The sequence below is a fragment of the Zhongshania guokunii genome (assembly GCF_040892635.1).
Classification (GTDB): Bacteria; Pseudomonadota; Gammaproteobacteria; order Pseudomonadales; family Spongiibacteraceae; genus Spongiibacter; species Spongiibacter guokunii.
On sequence record NZ_JBFRYA010000010.1, the window covers coordinates 117,126 to 134,833 of the forward strand.

At 51.8% G+C, this 17,708-nt stretch carries 17 protein-coding genes; all 17 read left to right on the forward strand.

Features of this window, described 5'->3' with window-relative positions; translation table 11 throughout:
• The first annotated feature begins 17 nt into the window (after nucleotides 1-17).
• The 17 genes from AB4876_RS12510 to AB4876_RS12590 all read left to right on the forward strand — a co-directional run bounded on the left by AB4876_RS12510 (nucleotide 18) and on the right by AB4876_RS12590 (nucleotide 17,690).
• On the forward strand, nucleotides 18-662 hold the full coding sequence (locus AB4876_RS12510; protein ID WP_368382030.1) for a MotA/TolQ/ExbB proton channel family protein: 645 nt from the start codon (nucleotides 18-20) through the stop codon (nucleotides 660-662).
• Nucleotides 663-671: 9 nt separating this feature from the next.
• Nucleotides 672-1,253 carry an ExbD/TolR family protein gene (locus AB4876_RS12515; protein WP_368382031.1) on the forward strand — a complete coding sequence of 194 codons (582 nt, stop codon included), beginning with the start codon at nucleotides 672-674 and terminating at the stop codon, nucleotides 1,251-1,253.
• Nucleotides 1,250-1,780 carry an ExbD/TolR family protein gene (locus tag AB4876_RS12520; protein WP_368382032.1) on the forward strand — a complete coding sequence of 177 codons (531 nt, stop codon included), beginning with the start codon at nucleotides 1,250-1,252 and terminating at the stop codon, nucleotides 1,778-1,780. The genes AB4876_RS12515 and AB4876_RS12520 overlap by 4 nt, the downstream gene beginning before the upstream one ends.
• Nucleotides 1,777-2,778, forward strand: coding sequence for a hypothetical protein (locus AB4876_RS12525; RefSeq protein ID WP_368382033.1), 1,002 nt, complete (start codon nucleotides 1,777-1,779; stop codon nucleotides 2,776-2,778). The genes AB4876_RS12520 and AB4876_RS12525 overlap by 4 nt, the downstream gene beginning before the upstream one ends.
• Nucleotides 2,779-3,299: 521 nt before the next feature.
• Entirely contained in the window at nucleotides 3,300-4,553 is a 1,254-nt protein-coding gene (locus tag AB4876_RS12530; RefSeq protein WP_368382034.1) for an alginate export family protein, read from the forward strand.
• A gap of 86 nt (nucleotides 4,554-4,639) precedes the next feature.
• The gene (mpl, locus tag AB4876_RS12535; protein ID WP_368382036.1) at nucleotides 4,640-6,022 is read left to right on the forward strand and encodes a UDP-N-acetylmuramate:L-alanyl-gamma-D-glutamyl-meso-diaminopimelate ligase; all 1,383 of its coding nucleotides are present in this window, start codon (nucleotides 4,640-4,642) and stop codon (nucleotides 6,020-6,022) included.
• Nucleotides 6,019-6,621, forward strand: coding sequence for a flavin prenyltransferase UbiX (locus AB4876_RS12540; RefSeq protein WP_368382037.1), 603 nt, complete (start codon nucleotides 6,019-6,021; stop codon nucleotides 6,619-6,621). Before mpl ends, AB4876_RS12540 begins: the two co-directional genes overlap by 4 nt.
• 65 nt (nucleotides 6,622-6,686) lie before the next feature.
• Complete coding sequence (locus AB4876_RS12545) at nucleotides 6,687-9,218, forward strand: efflux RND transporter permease subunit (protein ID WP_368382038.1); 2,532 nt, start codon at nucleotides 6,687-6,689, stop codon at nucleotides 9,216-9,218.
• Nucleotides 9,211-9,828 (forward strand): LON peptidase substrate-binding domain-containing protein, encoded by a 618-nt coding sequence (locus AB4876_RS12550; protein ID WP_368382039.1) that lies wholly within the window; start codon nucleotides 9,211-9,213, stop codon nucleotides 9,826-9,828. Before AB4876_RS12545 ends, AB4876_RS12550 begins: the two co-directional genes overlap by 8 nt.
• A gap of 165 nt (nucleotides 9,829-9,993) precedes the next feature.
• Nucleotides 9,994-11,250 (forward strand): glutamate-5-semialdehyde dehydrogenase, encoded by a 1,257-nt coding sequence (locus AB4876_RS12555; protein ID WP_368382040.1) that lies wholly within the window; start codon nucleotides 9,994-9,996, stop codon nucleotides 11,248-11,250.
• Nucleotides 11,251-11,925: a nicotinate-nucleotide adenylyltransferase gene (gene nadD / locus AB4876_RS12560; RefSeq protein ID WP_368382041.1), complete on the forward strand. Its 675-nt coding sequence runs from the start codon at nucleotides 11,251-11,253 to the stop codon at nucleotides 11,923-11,925.
• Between the two features lie 13 nt (nucleotides 11,926-11,938).
• A complete protein-coding gene (gene rsfS / locus AB4876_RS12565; protein ID WP_368382042.1) occupies nucleotides 11,939-12,307 on the forward strand; it encodes a ribosome silencing factor in 369 nt (122 codons plus the stop codon).
• Nucleotides 12,297-12,764: a 23S rRNA (pseudouridine(1915)-N(3))-methyltransferase RlmH gene (gene rlmH, locus AB4876_RS12570; protein ID WP_368382043.1), complete on the forward strand. Its 468-nt coding sequence runs from the start codon at nucleotides 12,297-12,299 to the stop codon at nucleotides 12,762-12,764. The genes rsfS and rlmH overlap by 11 nt, the downstream gene beginning before the upstream one ends.
• 10 nt (nucleotides 12,765-12,774) lie before the next feature.
• A complete protein-coding gene (mrdA, locus tag AB4876_RS12575) occupies nucleotides 12,775-14,658 on the forward strand; it encodes a penicillin-binding protein 2 (RefSeq protein ID WP_368382044.1) in 1,884 nt (627 codons plus the stop codon).
• A complete protein-coding gene (gene rodA, locus AB4876_RS12580; RefSeq protein ID WP_368382045.1) occupies nucleotides 14,651-15,796 on the forward strand; it encodes a rod shape-determining protein RodA in 1,146 nt (381 codons plus the stop codon). The genes mrdA and rodA overlap by 8 nt, the downstream gene beginning before the upstream one ends.
• Before the next feature lie 14 nt (nucleotides 15,797-15,810).
• Complete coding sequence (mltB, locus tag AB4876_RS12585; RefSeq protein WP_368382046.1) at nucleotides 15,811-16,830, forward strand: lytic murein transglycosylase B; 1,020 nt, start codon at nucleotides 15,811-15,813, stop codon at nucleotides 16,828-16,830.
• Between the two features lie 56 nt (nucleotides 16,831-16,886).
• Nucleotides 16,887-17,690, forward strand: coding sequence for a septal ring lytic transglycosylase RlpA family protein (locus AB4876_RS12590; RefSeq protein ID WP_368382047.1), 804 nt, complete (start codon nucleotides 16,887-16,889; stop codon nucleotides 17,688-17,690).
• Nucleotides 17,691-17,708: the final 18 nt, after the last annotated feature.

Genomic DNA, 17,708 nt, shown 5'->3' on the forward strand with positions numbered 1-17,708 from the left:
ATTTTTTGAGGTGAATTATGGAAGCCATTTCGACGTTTATTACGTTCTTTAATAACGGCGGCCACTTTATGTATCCAATAGCGCTGGTGCTCGCTTTTGCCATCGCTATTAGCATTGAGCGCTTCGTTTTTTTGACAAAATCTCTTAGTGATAACCGCCGGTTTTGGGCCAAGATCTGGCCTATGTTGAGTGCCGGCGAAATGAGCGAGGCCGAAGCCTTAATTGCTAAATCACATCTTGCCGTTGCCCATATTTTAAATTGTGGGCTCGAGCAAGCACGGATCGACAGTCGTCGCAGCGACGTGGAAATTGCCACTGAGGATGGGCTAATGGCACTGCTGCCGGCTATTGAGCGTAGGACCCATTATCTGGCAACGTTTTCTAATGCTGCGACCTTGCTGGGCTTGCTCGGTACGGTGTTGGGCTTGATCGGTGCCTTCGGTGCGCTGGGGACTGCCGACCCCGTTGAAAAGGCAAATTTACTATCGGCGGGTATTTCCGAGGCCATGAGCTGCACGGCATTTGGTTTGATGGTGGCGATACCCTCACTTTTTGCCCATGCCTATTTGCAAAGTCAGGCCGGTGAGTTAGTCGATACCCTTGAGTCGGCTTGCTCGCGGTTTGTAACGGTTATTAGCCGCAGTAAAGCGCTGCAGCGCTGAGGTCAAAAGATGAGCGCGATGTTCGATATAGAGCCGGACGCAGATCAGGGGCCGCGCAGTTCAAGGCGTATACGGCGTCTTAAGCGAAAGCTGCGTCATCGCCCCGATGGCGAGTTAAATATTGTGTCGATGATCGATGTGTTTGCGGTGCTGGTTTTTTTCTTGCTGGTGGGCTCGTCGATTTCTGCGAGTAAATTACATGCGCTCAAATTAAACTTGCCCTCGCAAAGTGAGCAGCCGGCGGTCAGTGCTAAGCCCTCGCTGCAGTTAGCTATAAGTCTATTTGACAATCATCTTGAAATTTCAAGCAGTGAAGGCCTAGAGAAAGCGCTGCCAAAAATTTCCGGTAAATACGACACCCAGCGATTGGCTGAGCTGTTAGTGGATTTGAAAAAAAATCACCCAGCTGAATCGAATCTGAGCCTGTTTATTGCGGAGAATATTGCCTACGAAGATATTGTTGCGGTCATGGATAGCAGTCGTGAGTACCCAGCCGGAATGCTAGGTGTTGATGGTAGCCGTGCGCTGTTTCCATTAATTTCGATGGGCGATGCGCCACAAGGCAGTGCGGAGGCTAAGCTAACACCATGAGCAAGCGTCAAGAGCGAAAACTCCAGCGTGAAGTGAAGCGCGCTGGCCGAGATGTCGCTATCAATGTGGTTTCACTCATAGATATATTTGCTATTTTGGTTTTCTACCTGCTGGTGAATGCGCTGGTAGTTGAGGTCATACCGGAATATCAGAATTTAAAATTGCCCACTTCGCTCGCTACCGAGAAGGCGCAGCGCACTGTGACGGTAGCGGTAAGTGCCAGCGATATAATGCTGGAAGAACAGCGCATAATGAGTGTGGAAGATGCGCTGCAATCCGAGCAGCGGGTTCTAGCATTATTGGCGGCAGCGTTGGCGCCCCTCACTGGGACCACTGGCGTTGATCAGCTGAGTGATGGCGGTGGCCAAGAATTGAAAAACGTGGGAAGTGGCAAAGACGTTAATATAGTGGCCGATCGCGATACGCCCTATCGCTTGTTAAAGAAAATTTTAGCTACTTGTGTCGACGCTAATTTTGACCATGTTTCCCTCGCGGTGCGGGAGATTACTCAGGGAGGCGGCGTATGAAAAAGCAGCTAGCTGCCCAGGTGGTTTTGGGAAATGACTACTGGGGAATCGGATTAGCCGCCGACCGGCGTTTTAAACACGTCTTACTGAATATAGTGAGCTTGTTGCTGCTAATGTTTATTGCTGCGGCTTTTTGGAAGGTGGAGGTTGCGGAAGCGCCGCCGATTAAGCCAGCGGCCAGCTACGCTCTAGAGCTACTGCCAGCGCCAAAAGTGAAGCCAAAGCCGGTCGTAAAAGCTGCGCCTGTAGTCAAACACCAAGTTGCTAGCAAGCCTAAGGTAAGCGCCAAGAAAGCTGCGCCAGCTAATCCGGTGCCGGCCATTAGCGCTCAGGAGAGAGCCCAAACCCTAGCGGCCGCCGCCGCGCAGCGTCAAGCTGCTGCCAAAGCCGCGGCGGCAAAAGCGGGAGTGATGGCGTTTAGCGAACAATTGGCGCAACTGCGTGATAATAGCAGCGATGTAGTGATCAGCGACAAAAGTCTTAGGGAGCGCGGGGCAGTAAAAAGTGAGCTTGTCGAGCCCAGCACTGACTTGCTTTCGGCGAGTAAGCTTAGCGCTGGTCATGGCGACTATGGTAAGCGCAGTGTTAGCGGCGAACAGAATAGTACGGCGATTGGTGGTCATCGCACTGAGGCCTTGGCTGGGGTTTCGGTGCGCTCGGTACCGGCAGGAGCGAGTACTGACGGTGCAGTAGCTGGCGTCGAGCCGTCGCGTAGTTTGGAGGAGATTCAACTTGCCTTCGATCGCAGTAAAACCGCGTTCTTCGCGATATTTAACCGTGCTGCTCGCAAAGACAGTACGATCCGAGCCGGAACGGTGGTGGTGAGCTTAACGATAGAGGCCGATGGTTCGGTAAGTGATTGTAATATTGTATCGTCGAGCTTTTTTAATTCGGACTTAAAGGCAAAACTATTGCAACGCGTTGCGCTGCTAAAGTTTGAGGCCAAGGCTGTTCCTCGCTATACCTATCCTAACTATCCTATTAGCTATATGCCTTAAAGATATCCATATTGTAATTGTTCTCTTTGGCCGTCATTTGATCCTGGTCATTGTTCGTGTTTGTTTGTCATTGCGTTAGTTTTTCTGCATTGCTAGTTCGCTGTTTAAATTCTTTCTAATGGCTAATTTTTCCCCATTTAATTCCTTCTCGTATCGTGCAACGACCTGGCCGGCTTATATTTTTGTCGATCAAAATGGTAGCGTTAATTCGGGCTTTTTTGGTGCAGGGCTGAATCGCTGTGAATATTTTAGGGGTTTATATTGGTGCAGTTATGCGTCCTATTGCTACCGCTACCTTGAGAATCAATTTTATTTTTGCTTTTATTTGGTGCTTATTTAATATAGTGGAAAATACTTATAATAATTAAGCTGTTGTTTATAAGGGGTATTTTATATTTTTTTGCGGTTTTTTTGTTTTTTGGCTCGTAGATTGCTAATTGCTTGTTATCGCAAATTGATTGGGACGAGCATTGTTTGCGATGTGCATCTGCCTAACGACATTTACCTTAACGAGATACAATATGTTGATACGAAAATCATTGCCTTGGGCTATTTCTATAGGCTTATTTGGCGCTGCAGCGCAAACTTCATTTGCTGCGGAGAGTTTTACGGAAGCGCTTAGTAAGGGCGAAGCTCATGTTAATTTGCGTTTGCGCTACGAGTCGGTTGCCGAAGATGTGGCGGCGGGTGGCAACAAAACGGGTGATGCTCTAACCCTAAAAACCCGCGTGAATTTTAAAACTGATAGGCTTAAGGGCTTCAGCGGTTTTCTTGAGTTAGACGACGTAAGCAACTTTGCTGGTGGCTCAAATGACAGCGTGAATGGCAATGTTGCTGACTCACTGATTGCCGACCCAGTGGGCACAGAAGTGAATCAGGTTTATCTTGCTTACAAAAATTGGGATAGCGAATTTAAATATGGTCGTCAGCGCCTAACCTATGATAATCATCGCTTTGTTGGTCATGTTGGCTGGCGTCAAAACGAACAGACATATGACGCGTTTACCATTGCCAATAGCAGTATCGAAAATCTTAAACTGAATTACGCGCATATTTCTAATGTAAACCGGATTTTTGGTGAAGCCAGTGCGGTGGGTGATACCGAGATGGATTCCCATTTATTGAATGCCAGTTACGCCCTGCCTGCTGGCACGGTGACCGGTTATGTCTATTTGCTAGAGACTGATGATAATTTTGCGGGCTTTAAACGCATGGATACCGATACCTACGGTATTCGCTGGCAGGGTGTGGCGGGTGATCTTGCCTATAACTTAGAGTATGCGACCCAAGAAAGCGCTGGCGCAAATCCTGCCGATTACAGCTCAGACTATATGCTTGCTGAGGCCAGCTATAAATTGGCGCCGCTAACCTTAGGTCTTGGTTATGAAGCGCTTGGTGCGGACAAAGATGGTTTTTTCATTACCCCGTTGGCGACCTTGTTTAAATTCCAAGGCTGGACGGATATGTTCCTCAATAAGGGGCTGGGTAATATCAGCGATGGTATTAACGACACCTACTTCACCGTTGGTGGTGCGGCACTGGGTATGAACTGGTTGCTGGCCTACCATAGCTTTGAGTCTGAGCAAAATAATGCTGCCGGTGATAGTGACCTCGGTTCCGAAATTGGCGGCATGGTTACCAAGAGCTGGGGACCTTATTCTGCTGAATTACGCTACGCGAGCTACAGTGCTGGTGATAGCACTGGGTTTAATGGCGGTGGTTTGAGCTTGATGGACACTGAAAAAGTGTGGCTGACCTTAAGCGCTAATTTCTAATCGCGCAATGCGGTGCGTCGGCGTAGAGCTGGCGCCATAGCAGTGATACCATGCCACACAGACTTTTCTGTGTGGCGTTTTTATCTATGCACCTTCATATTTTGGGGATTTGCGGCACCTTTATGGGTGGCCTTGCGATTCTTGCCCGCGAGCTGGGTCACACCGTGACTGGCTCCGATGCCAATGTTTACCCGCCAATGAGCACCCAGCTGGAGTCCCAAGGTATAACCTTGATGGAAGGCTATGAGGTGTCGCATCTGTCTCCTGAGCCAGACCTCGTGATTATCGGTAACGCTATGTCGCGGGGTAACCCCGCGGTTGAGCACGTGTTGAATCGCGGCATTCCCTATACCTCCGGCCCGCAGTGGTTGAGCGACAATGTCTTGCAAAGTCGCTGGGTGCTGGCCTGCGCGGGCACCCACGGTAAAACCACCACCAGCAGTATGCTGGCTTGGGTATTGGAAGATTGCGGCTTTCAGCCAGGATTCTTAATAGGTGGGGTGCCCGCTGATTTTGGCTTGTCGGCAAGGCTAGGGGAAACGGATTTTTTTGTAATAGAGGCGGATGAATACGACAGTGCTTTCTTCGATAAGCGCTCGAAATTCGTTCATTACCGGCCCTACACCGCGATTCTCAATAATTTAGAGTTTGATCACGCCGATATTTTTCCTGATTTAGCCGCTATTCAGCGTCAGTTTCATCATTTAGTGCGTACTGTGCCAGCCATTGGTCGTATTGTTATTCCGGCGGGTGAGCCGGCTTTGGATGATGTGTTGGATATGGGCTGTTGGAGTGAGGTGGAGCGGGTTAGTAGCGAGGCTGGGCAAGCTGCTGATTGGCAGGCCAAGGTGCTCAGTGCTGATTTCTCGGAGTTTGAAGTGCTCTATAAAGGAATCGGGCAGGGTCGAGTAAATTGGTCTCACACCGGTGCGCACAATGTGAACAATGCTTTGGTGACCTTGGCCGCGGCCCATCATATTGGTGTGCAGCCCAAAGACGGTATCGAGGCCTTAAATCAATTTCAGGGTGTAAAGCGGCGCATGGAGTTGCTGGCCACCGTGGCGGGTATTGCGGTTTACGACGACTTTGCGCACCATCCCACCGCGATAGCCACAACCTTAGAAGGTTTGCGTGGGCGGGTGAGCGAGGGAAGAATTGTCGCCTTGATAGAACCGCGCTCTAATACTATGCGTATGGGTATTTATAAGGATCGCTTGGCGCCGGCAACTGCGCACGCCGATGAGGTTGTTTGGTATCAGCCGCCAGGCTTGAACTGGTCCTTGGATTCGGTGATCGCTGGCAGCGCGACACCGGCACGCTTAAGTGTCGATCTTGAGCAGACTATTGCCGAGCTCAGCGCAAGCTTAGTGGCGGGGGATCATTTGGTTATTATGAGTAATGGCGGCTTTGGCGGTGTGCATCAGCGTCTTATAGCGGCGCTGCGGCAGCGCTGGGAGCAGCCAGAATGAAAAAGTCGGTAACCCTAGCGATGACTGGTGCCTCTGGGGCGCAGTATGGATTGCGCTTGCTGGAGTGCCTGCTTGCGGCCGGGTGCGAAGTGCATTTTATGATTTCTAAAGCCGCCTTGCTGGTGGTAGCTACCGAAACCGAAGAGACTTTGCCCGCCAAACCCGCCGCCTTGTTGCGGTATTTGTGCGAACGGTTTCAATGCACCCCGGAACAGCTTAAGGTCCACGGCCCCGAGGATTGGATGGCTGCGGTGGCGTCGGGCAGTGGTGCGCCAAGCTCGATGGTGGTATGTCCGGCCAGTACCGGCACGCTTTCGGCAATTGCCTGCGGGGCCAGTAATAATTTAATTGAACGCGCGGCAGATGTTGCGCTCAAAGAGCGCCGCCAGCTTATTTTGGTGCCCAGAGAAATGCCCTTATCGGCAATTCATTTGCAGCATATGCTCAGTTTGACGCAAATGGGTGCAACGATGATGCCCGCTTCGCCGGGGTTTTATCGCAAGCCTCAGAGCGTGGCTGATGTGATTGATTTTGTGGTGGCAAGAATTTTGGATCATCTCGGTGTGGCGCAGGACCTCGTGCCGCGCTGGGGCGAATAAAAACTGATTTTATAAAAAGGACCGGAGTGAGTAAGCCGGCGATATATGACGCTTAAGGGACAACTATGAGTGCAATGTTATTGTCTGTGTATCAACGCGTAATACTGCGTAATGCATTTTGGGTTTTGGCGATTTTACTCGCGCTAGTCGGTTGGCTGGGAAGCTATATCCCCAGCTTGCAGCTCGACGCGTCTGCGGACGCTCTGGTGTTGGAGGGCGACGAGTCGCTGGCATATTACCGCGAGATCAGTAAGCGCTACGGCTCTGAAGACTTTTTGCTCGTGACCTATCAACCCAAGGAGGAATTATTTGCTCCAGAGCAGCTGAAAATCCTTGGTGAGCTGCGCGATCGTTTAGCGACCCTGCCAAATATATCGAATGTCACTTCTATATTAGATGTACCGCTGTTAGAGAGCCCGCGGGTGTCGCTGAGCCAAGTCACCGCTGGGGAGATTCCAACCTTGAGCACGGCGCCAGACATCGATATGGATATGGTGCGTGAAGAGCTTTCTACCAGTCCAATATACAAATCGCTACTGACCAGTACTGATGGCGACACCACCGCAATACAAGTCAATATTAAGCGCGATGAGCGTTTCTACGAACTGCTCAATCAGCGCGATGAACTGCGCGCCAAAGTAACCGCTCAAAATGCCAGTGCCGCCGAACAGGCAGAGCTGGGTGCGCTGGAGAAAACCTTTGCCGATTATACGGCTCTTGCCCACGAGCGGCAGGCCGAGTTAGTCGCCCTGGCGCGGGATATTGTTAAGGATTATCGCGGCGATGCCACGGTGTTCCTCGGCGGTGTACCGATGATTGCGGTGGACATGGTCGCCTTTGTTAAAAGCGACTTGAAGGTGTTTGGCGCAGGGATATTACTGTTTATAGTTGTCTTGTTAACGGTGATTTTTCGTAAGTTGCGCTGGGTACTGATCCCTCTGTCAACCTGCGTATTGAACGTGGTGTTTATGTTGGGTCTGCTGAGTTTTCTCGACTGGCGACTGACGGTTATATCTGCGAACTTTGTCGCCTTATTGTTGATTATTACCCTGTCGGTGACGATTCATTTGGTGGTGCGCTACCGAGAATATTCAGCGGCGCAGCCAGAGGCTGACCAATTTAGTCTGGTCTCGCAGACCACCGCGATTATGGCGATGCCTTGTTTGTACACCACCTTAACGACCTTGGTGGCGTTTGCGTCATTGGTTGTTAGTGGGATTCGACCAGTGATTGATTTTGGTTGGATGATGACCATTGGTGTAGTGTCGGCACTGGTGCTGACCTTTATTGTTATGCCCTGCGTAATGATGCTCATGAAGCGTCGTGAAGAAAAGGGTAGTTCGGATGATAGCGCTGCATTTACGCGTTACTTTGCCGTGGCTACTGAGCGCTATGGTCGCACCGTGGTCGTGGTCTCTACAGGGCTCTTGCTGCTCAGCGTCTGGGGGATTACCCAGCTTAAAGTGGAAAACCGTTTTATCGACTACTTCCACGATACCACTGAAATTTATCAGGGCATGGAGACGATCGACGCCGAATTAGGTGGCACCATCCCCCTTGATATTATTTTGGATTTGCCTAAAAAGGAGCCCGTAGCCGCGCCTTCCGCGAGTGGCGGTGGCGATGATTTTGACGATTTCAGCAATGATTTTGCCGACGACTTTGGCGACGATTTTGGTGCTGATTTCGGTGGCGCTGGTGGCGCCCAGAGCGAGTGGTTTACGGTTGCCGGCCTGCAGCGTATTAAGTCGGTACACGATTATGTCGACGGCTTGCCTGAGACTGGCAAGGTGCTGTCACTGTCGACTTTTTATGAGTTGATGCAAATTATTATGGGCAATGTTGACGATTTGCAATTAGCCCTAGCCCAGCGTTCACTGCCGGCGTCGATCTCCTCGATTCTGATTGACCCCTATATGTCTGCCGAGGTTGATCAAGTGCGGATTAGCGTGCGGGTTAAAGAAACCAGTCGTACCCTTAATCGTAAACAGCTGCTCATTGATATTGAAGATCATCTGGTCAATGAGCTGGGTTTTGCACCTGAGCAAGTGCACCTAACCGGTATGTTGGTTTTATATAACAATATGTTACAGAGTCTGTTTACTTCGCAGATCATGACTTTGAGCGCCGTGTTTGTGGCGATACTGGCCATGTTTATGGTCTTGTTCCGGTCCTTGAGCTTGGCGCTCATCGCTCTTGCTCCAAATTTATTAGCAGCTGGCGCGGTATTGGGTGGTATGGGCTTGGCGGGAATTCCGCTGGATATGATGACCATCACCATTGCGGCAATTACAGTGGGTATTGGCGTGGATAATACTATTCACTATGTGCACCGCTTTAAGCAGGAATTTCCGACCGATCGCAATTATTTGGCCACTATGTATCGCTGTCACGCGAGTATAGGTAAGGCAATGTATTACACCTCGAGCATCATTATTTTTGGTTTTTCTATTTTGGCGCTGTCTAACTTTACGCCAAGTATTTATTTCGGCTTGTTGACCGGCTTGGCGATGCTGGCGGCTTTGCTTGGCGCGATGTTATTACTGCCAAAGCTCTTGTTGGTGATCAAGCCTTTAGGTCCTGAGCAGGATGTCTGATCTGGCGTCTGATACAGCGGTGGAACTGCCATTATTTCCCCTGCGCAGCGTGCTATTTCCTGGCGGGCGCATGGGTTTGCGGATTTTTGAGCGGCGCTACTTAGACCTGATTCGCGACACCCTGCGTGAGCAGCAGAGTTTTGGCATTGTGTGGTTGCCCGAGGGTGGTGCGGAGGTCTTAAAACCTGGGGTGCGCCAGGCTACCTTGGCGCTGATTGGCACCGAAGCGCGAATCACCGATTGGGATCAAACTGACGATGGCCTGTTGGGTGTGGTCGTTGAGGGCGGGCGACGCTTTCGTCTGGCCGCCGCGCGACAGGCTGATAGTGGCTTGTATATAGGTGATATTCAGTGGCTTGCCGAATTGCCAGATACGGCTTTACCGCCTCGGGGCAGTGAGTTACAAGATTTGTTACAGCAGCTTGGTGAACATCCTCATGTGCAGCGCTTAGGCATGGACTTGGATGTGGACGAGGCGGGGGCCTTGGCCAATCGTTTGGCCCAGTTGCTACCCCTCCCTGCGGCAGATGCCTATCAAATTCTCAGTATCGACGAGCCCGTGGCGCGCTTAGATGCGCTGCACGACGTGCTCGACGGCCTGTCTCAGTAAGGTTTATCACCTCGGTGGCTGTGTTTAGCTGCCGAGCGGTGGATATTGTCGATAGTGACTCCTTTTCCAATCCGTTATACTAGCGGCCTTTTTAGTTTCTCCGGTTGGAGAATTACCAAATTTCGACCTTCGCAGCGTAGTGGAGGTGAGAGGATTGAAAGGCCCATGGACATTAAGCAGTATATGAATCAGCTAGGTCGTCAGGCGCGGGCAGCAGCCCGTCTGGTGGCGGCGGCCGATACTGGCGTTAAGAATCGCGCCCTGCTGGCAATAGCGGCGGCGGTAGACGCTCGGCGCGATGAGATTATTGCCGCCAATGCTAAAGATCTCGCTGCCGGTGAAGCCTCGGGTTTAGATGCGGCACTGTTAGATCGTTTGGCACTGAATGCTGCTGGTATCGCTGGGATTATCGAAGGTTTGACTCAAGTTGCCGCGCTGGCCGACCCCGTTGGCGCCATCACTGACTTGAATTATCGGCCCAGCGGTATCCAAGTAGGCAAAATGCGGGTGCCTTTAGGGGTAATTGGCATTATTTACGAGTCCCGCCCGAATGTAACTGTAGAGGCCGCCAGCCTGTGTTTGAAGTCGGGCAATGCGGCGATTTTGCGCGGTGGTTCAGAGGCTATCCATTCGAATCAAGCTTTAGCGGCCTGTATTCGCGAAGGTCTGCTAGCTGCTGGTCTGCCTGAACACGCGGTTCAGGTACTGGAAACCACCGATCGCGCCGCAGTTGGCGAATTGATTACCATGCCTGAATTTGTCGATGTTGTTGTGCCCAGAGGCGGTAAGGGCTTGATCGAGCGCATTGCGCGCGACGCCACGGTAACGGTAATCAAACACCTAGATGGTATTTGCCATGTTTATATCGATGATGCGGCCGATGCCGAAAAAGCACTGGCGATTGCGGTAAATGCCAAAACCCATCGCTACGGTACCTGCAATACTATGGAAACTCTGCTGGTAGCCGAGAGTCGCGCCGAAGAGTTATTGCCTAGCATTGCTGATGCGCTGACCGCCAAAGGCGTTGAGCTGCGCGGCTGTCCGCGCACCCGGCAAATCTTGATGGGCGCAGTAGAGGCCAGTGATGAAGATTGGGGCACCGAGTATTTGGCCGCAATTCTGTCGATTAAGGTAGTGGCTGATGTTAACGAGGCAATGGATCACATTGCTCAGTACAGCTCCGCCCATACCGAATCCATTGTGACTGAGAATTACACCACCGGCCGCCGTTTTCTGCGTGAAGTGGACTCCAGCTCGGTGATGATTAACGCTTCCACTCGCTTTGCCGATGGTTTTGAATACGGTCTAGGAGCGGAAATTGGTATTTCCACCGACAAGATTCACGCCCGTGGCCCAGTCGGCCTAGAGGGCCTGACCTCGCAAAAGTACGTGGTACTTGGCGATGGGCATATTCGCAGCTAAATGACGGCGCCGACCACTGCTAAGCCCATTGCATCGCTGGCCATTTTTGGCGGCACTTTTGATCCGATACACCACGGTCATCTGCGCTCGGCGGTAGAGATTAAAGAACAACTTGGGGCCGATGAATTGGCTTTGCTGCCAAGTCATCGGCCGCCATTGCGGGGCGAGCCTGGCGCAGACAGCGTGCAGCGTTTTGCGATGGTCAGTGCGGCAGTGGCGGGCGAGGCAGGGTTACTTGCCGATGGCCGCGAGTTACAGCGGGAGACGCCCTCGTATACTGTCGATACTTTGCGGGAACTGCGGGCTGAGCGCGGGACTGCGATGTCGATCACGTTGATTATGGGCAGCGATGCCTTTAATAAAGTACAGCATTGGCGGGATTGGCCTGAGCTGTTTAGTTTGGCTAATGTGGTAGTTTTGCATCGGGCAGCTTATCCACTGCAAATGGATTCGGTAGTGGCCGATTTTGTTGCGCCGCGCCGAGTGTCGTCAGCAGCGGAGTTGGCGGTGCGCAGTGCCGGTGGGTTTTATGAGTTAAGTTTGATTCAGCTGTCGATTTCGGCAACTGATATTCGCCAGCGTTTGGCCAGTGGCAGGTCAATTCGTTACCTTGTTCCCGACGTTGTCGCGGACTATATCGCTGAACACGGTTTATATACACAGTGTAATACATAGGAATACCCGTTTGATGGACGTTGAACAACTCAAGAATCTGGTGCTGGAAGCGCTTACAGATGTAAAAGGTCGAGATATTGTGGCCATCGATGTGCGCGGCGTAAGTGGCGTTACTGACTATATGGTGGTGTGTAGTGGCACCTCGAACCGGCATGTTAAATCGTTGGCGGATAACACCTGGGTTGAAGCCAAAAAGAAGGGCATTGTGCCGATTGGTATGGAAGGTCAGGAAACTGGCGACTGGGTACTTGTTGATTTTGGCGATGTGGTAGTGCACGTCATGCTGCCGGAAGCGCGGCTGTTTTATGATCTTGAGCGCCTGTGGCAGGTGCCAGAGCCGGGCTCAGAACCAGGTTCAGAGCCAGGGTCTGATGCGAGTTAGTTTGATTTGCATTGGCACCAAAATGCCAGCGTGGGTTGAGGAGGGCGTTGCAGAGTACCGCAAGCGCCTGCCTGCCGAGATTCAGTTTGATATCAAAGAATTACCCCTACCTAAACGGGGCAAAAACACCGATATTCGCCGCGCCATTGCCCAAGAAGGCGAGGCGATGACGGCGGCAATCCCCAGTGGCGACCGCGTGATCGCGCTCGATGTGCTAGGTAAAGCCGTGAGTACCGAAAGCTTGGCCGAGGCCTTGGCCCGCTGGCAAATGGAGGGTGACAATATCAGTATTTTGGTTGGCGGCCCCGACGGCCTGAGTCCAGCGTGTTTGGCCTTGGCGCGCCAGAAGTGGTCATTGTCGGCAATGACTCTACCGCATCCTCTGGTGCGGGTATTATTTGCAGAGCAGCTTTACCGAGCGTGGACCATTAATAATAACCACCCCTATCACCGTTGATGACTGGCTCATGACTAGGCGTCAACAGCTTAAAAATACCCATTACGAACGTCGAGTGTATCGCTACCGCGTGGCGATCTCGATTATGTTTGTGGTAGTGATGACCGCGATTTTGATTGCGCGTTACGGCCAGTTGCAAATCGCCGATTACAATATTTACAAAACCCACTCCGACCGCAATCGTATTCAGTTACTGCCTATCGCACCTAAGCGCGGCTTGATCTTTGACCGCAACGGGGTGCTCTTGGCTGAGAATATCCCCAGCTACACCCTGACCGTGGTTAAAGAGCGGGTGGAGTCGCTGGATGAGACCTTGGCGATCATCGGCGAATTAATTTCTCTAGAAGAGGATGATATTGAGCAGTTTCGTAAACGCTTAACTCGGCGCCGACCCTACGAAGCCGTGCCTTTAAAATTTAGGGTGAGTGACGAGGAAATCGCCAAAATTGCGGTTAATCGTTATCGTGTGCCCGGCGTGGAAATTGATGCTCAGCTAGTGCGGCATTATCCTCACGGCGAGTTATTTGCTCATGTCTTGGGCTATGTTGGCCGGATTAGTGAGCGCGAGCTGGATGAGATCGATCCGGTGAATTACAGCGGTACTCACCATATTGGCAAGATCGGTTTAGAAAAATATTACGAAGAATTACTCCACGGTACGGTGGGCTACCAAAACGTTGAGAGCAATGCTCACGGCCGAATCCTGCGGGTATTGGAGCGTCACGACCCCCAGCCTGGCGGTGATATCCATCTCAGTGTTGATGCCTATGTGCAGCAGGTTGCTTTTGAGGCCTTAGCGGGCCAACGTGGTGCTATTGTGGCGATGGATCCGCGCACCGGCGGCATTATCGCCATGGTGAGTACGCCAAGTTACGACGCCAATTTATTCGTCAACGGTATTAGCAGCGCCGATTACAGTGCCCTGCAAAATGATCCCGATCTACCCCTCTATAATCGCGCCTTGCAGGGCCAGTACCCGCCGGCATCAACCATCAAACCGATCTGGGGTTTGGCGGGCTTACAGTATGGCATGGTGACCCCGGCGACGCGGATCGCTGACCCCGGCTGGTTTAGTCTGCCTAACGACACTCGTCGCTATCGCGACTGGAAGCGCGGTGGGCATGGTTACTCGATGAATTTAGAGCAGGCGATTGTACAGTCCTGTGATGTGTACTTTTATGAACTCGCTTATAAGTTGGGGATTGATCGCCTCCATGATTTTGGCGTGCGTTTTGGCTTAGGCGTGCCAACGGGTATAGATAATACCAATGAGCGCAGCGGCCTGTTGCCGTCGCGGGCGTGGAAAGAAGAGGTGCGCAATAGCCACTGGTATCCAGGTGAAACCATTAGCGTGGGTATCGGTCAGGGCTTTATGTTGGCGACGCCTCTGCAGTTGGCAGTGGCGACCTCGGTAATTGCCTCTCGCGGCGAGTTGCGGGCGCCGCGCCTGCTCGCGTCGGTGGATGGCGAGAAAGTTCTAGCGCCGCTATTAGGGCGAATGGACGACGTGCCGGCGGCCTACTGGGATGCAATTACTCAGTCTATGGAACAGGTTGTAGCCGGCGCTCAGGGCACCGCTCGGGGCTTAAAGGCTGGATTAAGCTACCGTATGGCGGCAAAAACCGGTACTGCCCAAGTGGTCGGTATTGCCGCTGGTGAAAAATACGATTCTAGCTCAATGAAAAAGCGCAATTGGGACCATGCTCTGTTTGTGGCATTTGCGCCGGCAGAAGACCCTAAAATTGCGGTATCGGTGGTTATCGAAAATGGTGAGCACGGCGGCAGTGTTGCGGGGCCGGCGGCGCGCAAGGTGTTCGAAGCGTTCTTGGTCGGTGAGCCTAAAACCATTCCAGCCCCGATGGATATCACGCCAGAGGTGTGGGTAGATGAATAATTCTGATTTTGTGCGGCAGCTGCCGGGCAGCAATCGCAGTATTAGCAGTCAGCGCACGATCAGCCAGCGGCTGCGTATTGATATCCCGCTCTTGGTATTGCTGCTGATATTGAGTGGTGTGGGTTTAGCGGTTTTGTACAGTGCCAGCGATGGCAGCATGGCGACTGTATTGCGCCAGGGCCGCTATTTATCAGTGGCCTTTGTGGTGATGATTCTGGTGGCACAGCTTCACCCAGAACAATTACAGCGCTGGGCGCCTTTTGCCTACATTGTGTGTGTTGGTTTGCTGTTGGCAGTGGATTTTGTTGGTATCGGCGCCAAGGGCGCTCAGCGCTGGTTGGGGGTGGGTGGTTTCCGCTTTCAGCCCTCCGAGATCGCCAAATTAGTCATGCCCATGGCGGTGGCGTGGTATTTGTCTACTCACCCGCTGCCACCCGGTTTTCGGCATACTTTTGTAAGCTTGGCACTCATCTTGGTTCCAACTGGTTTGATTATTATTCAGCCCGATTTGGGTACGTCGATATTAATTGCGACCTCGGGTATCTTCGTGTTGTTCCTCGCTGGCATTAGCTGGGGCTTTATCTTCTCGTGCCTAGGTCTGCTGGCGATGATGGCTTATCCTATGTGGGAGTTTGTTCTGCACGACTACCAGCGGCAGCGGATTTTAACGATGCTTAATCCCGAGAGCGATAAGCTCGGTGCTGGCTGGAATATTATCCAGTCTAAGACCGCAATCGGCTCAGGTGGTTTTGAGGGTAAGGGTTGGTTGCTGGGCACCCAGTCCCACTTAGATTTTTTACCCGAGAGCCACACTGACTTTATCATCGCAGTACTCGCCGAGGAATTCGGTTTGCGCGGGGTATTGCTGTTATTGTTACTCTATGGCCTGATTGTGAGTCGTGGTCTGTGGATCGCCAGTCAGGCAAAACAATGCTTCGGCCGTTTATTAGGCGGGAGTATTATTCTGACTTTCTTTGTCTATGTCTTTGTAAACATGGGAATGGTCTCAGGTTTACTGCCGGTGGTAGGGGTTCCTTTACCACTGGTGAGTCAGGGCGGTACTTCACTAGTGACACTATTGGTGGGGTTTGGCGTTTTGATGGGTATTTGCGCCGACGAGCGCTTAGTGCATCAGTGATAATAGGATTGACTGTGAAAAACCAAAATAAACTGAAAACCATTATAAAACAGGTGCTTGGCGGCGCCATAACGGCGCTGTTACTGTCTGCGCCAGCGCTGGCTGATTACAGCTCGCATTCCGGCTCCGAAGCCTTTATTAAAACCATGGTTGAAAAACATAATTTTGACCGTGATTGGGTGGTGGCGGTGCTAAAGCAAGCTGAGCCCAAACAATCCATATTGGACGCCATGTCACGCCCAGCGGAATCGGTGATGACGTGGGGTCGCTACCGCAAAATATTTATCCAAGATGATCGCGTCGCACAGGGCGCCGCATTTTGGCGCGAGCACCGAAAAACTTTGGCCCGCGCTGAGCAAGAATACGGTGTGCCGGCGTCAATGATTGTCGGTATTATTGGTGTTGAAACCCGCTTTGGTCGCAATAAAGGCAGCTACCGCGTGGTGGATGCGCTGGCGACCTTGGGTTTTGATTTTCCCCGTCGCAGCACCTTTTTCCTAGGTCAGCTGGAAGAGTATATGCTGATGGTGCGGGAGCAGGGCTTTGATCCCTTCGGTCTTAAAGGCTCTTATGCCGGCGCTATGGGGTTTGGTCAGTTTATCCCAAGCAGCTATCGCGCCTATGCAGTTGATTTCGATGGTGATGGTAAAATCGATATTGTTAACAATCCGGTTGATGCTATCGGGAGCGTTGCTAATTATTTCAAACGTCACGGTTGGCGTACTGGCCAGCCAGTGGTGAGTGGCGCAGTTTTGAAAAAAAATGCCGATACTAGCTTGTTTAATACCGGTCTCAAGCCTGAAAAGACCGTACTGCAGTTGAGTAAGGCGGGCATTGGTAGCGATCGTGCACTGCCGCCCGAATTAAAGGCTACGGCAATGAAGCTCGACGGCGACGAAGGTGATGAGTATTGGATCGGCCTGAAGAACTTTTATGTCATCACTCGCTATAACCACAGCGCAATGTATGCGATGGCGGCTTATCAGTTAAGTGAGTTGATTGCAGCGCAGGTTAACGGGGCTCCAGAATCTTGAGATTACGTGCTGTATTTTTCCTTGTTGGATGTGCGCTGCTGGTGGCTTGTGCGCCAGTGACACAGCAAACTAGTGATCAGGATAGCGCAGACAGCGGGCCGGCTACGCCGCCGCGCAAGGGTAACTCACGTTATCAGCAGGAGCACGACGGTGCGCCCTTGCGGCGTTTAGATCCCGCCACAATTGTCGACGCAACACCTAGATACGAGCCGATTAGAGCATCGGGCAATATCAGCCCTTATGTTGTAAACGGCAAAGAGTATGTGCTGCTCGATAACTATCGCAGTTACAAAGAGAGAGGAATTGCCTCGTGGTACGGCACCAAGTTTGATGGCCACGCGACTTCTAATGGCGAAACCTATAGCCTGTATGACATGAGTGCGGCGCACCGCACTCTGCCGATACCGGTCTATGTCAAAGTGACCAATTTACGCAATGGTCGTACTGCTGTTGTCCGTGTTAACGATCGCGGGCCATTCCATTCCGAGCGGATCATGGACTTGTCCTACGCGGCGGCTGTAAAACTGGGGTTTTCCGATCAGGGCACGGCGCCAGTGGAAATTGAGATCATAGACACGGATAATACTGCGGTGGTATCAGCAGCCGAAACGGCGCGCTATTATTTGCAGGTTGGCGCTTTTAAACAGCTGGCGTCGGCAACGGAATTGCAGCGCAGCTTGAGTGCGGGGCTTGGCTACCCTGTATTAATTGCAAGTAGTAATAACAAGCGCGGCAATGATTTGCACCGCGTACGGGTAGGGCCGTTTATCGATTATTCATCGGCCCAAGCTGCGAAAAAAGCCTTAAAGCAGCGTTGGTCAGGGGAACCTCACTTAGTGGTAGAGGCCAACGACTCTTAAACCATCAACAAAATTTGA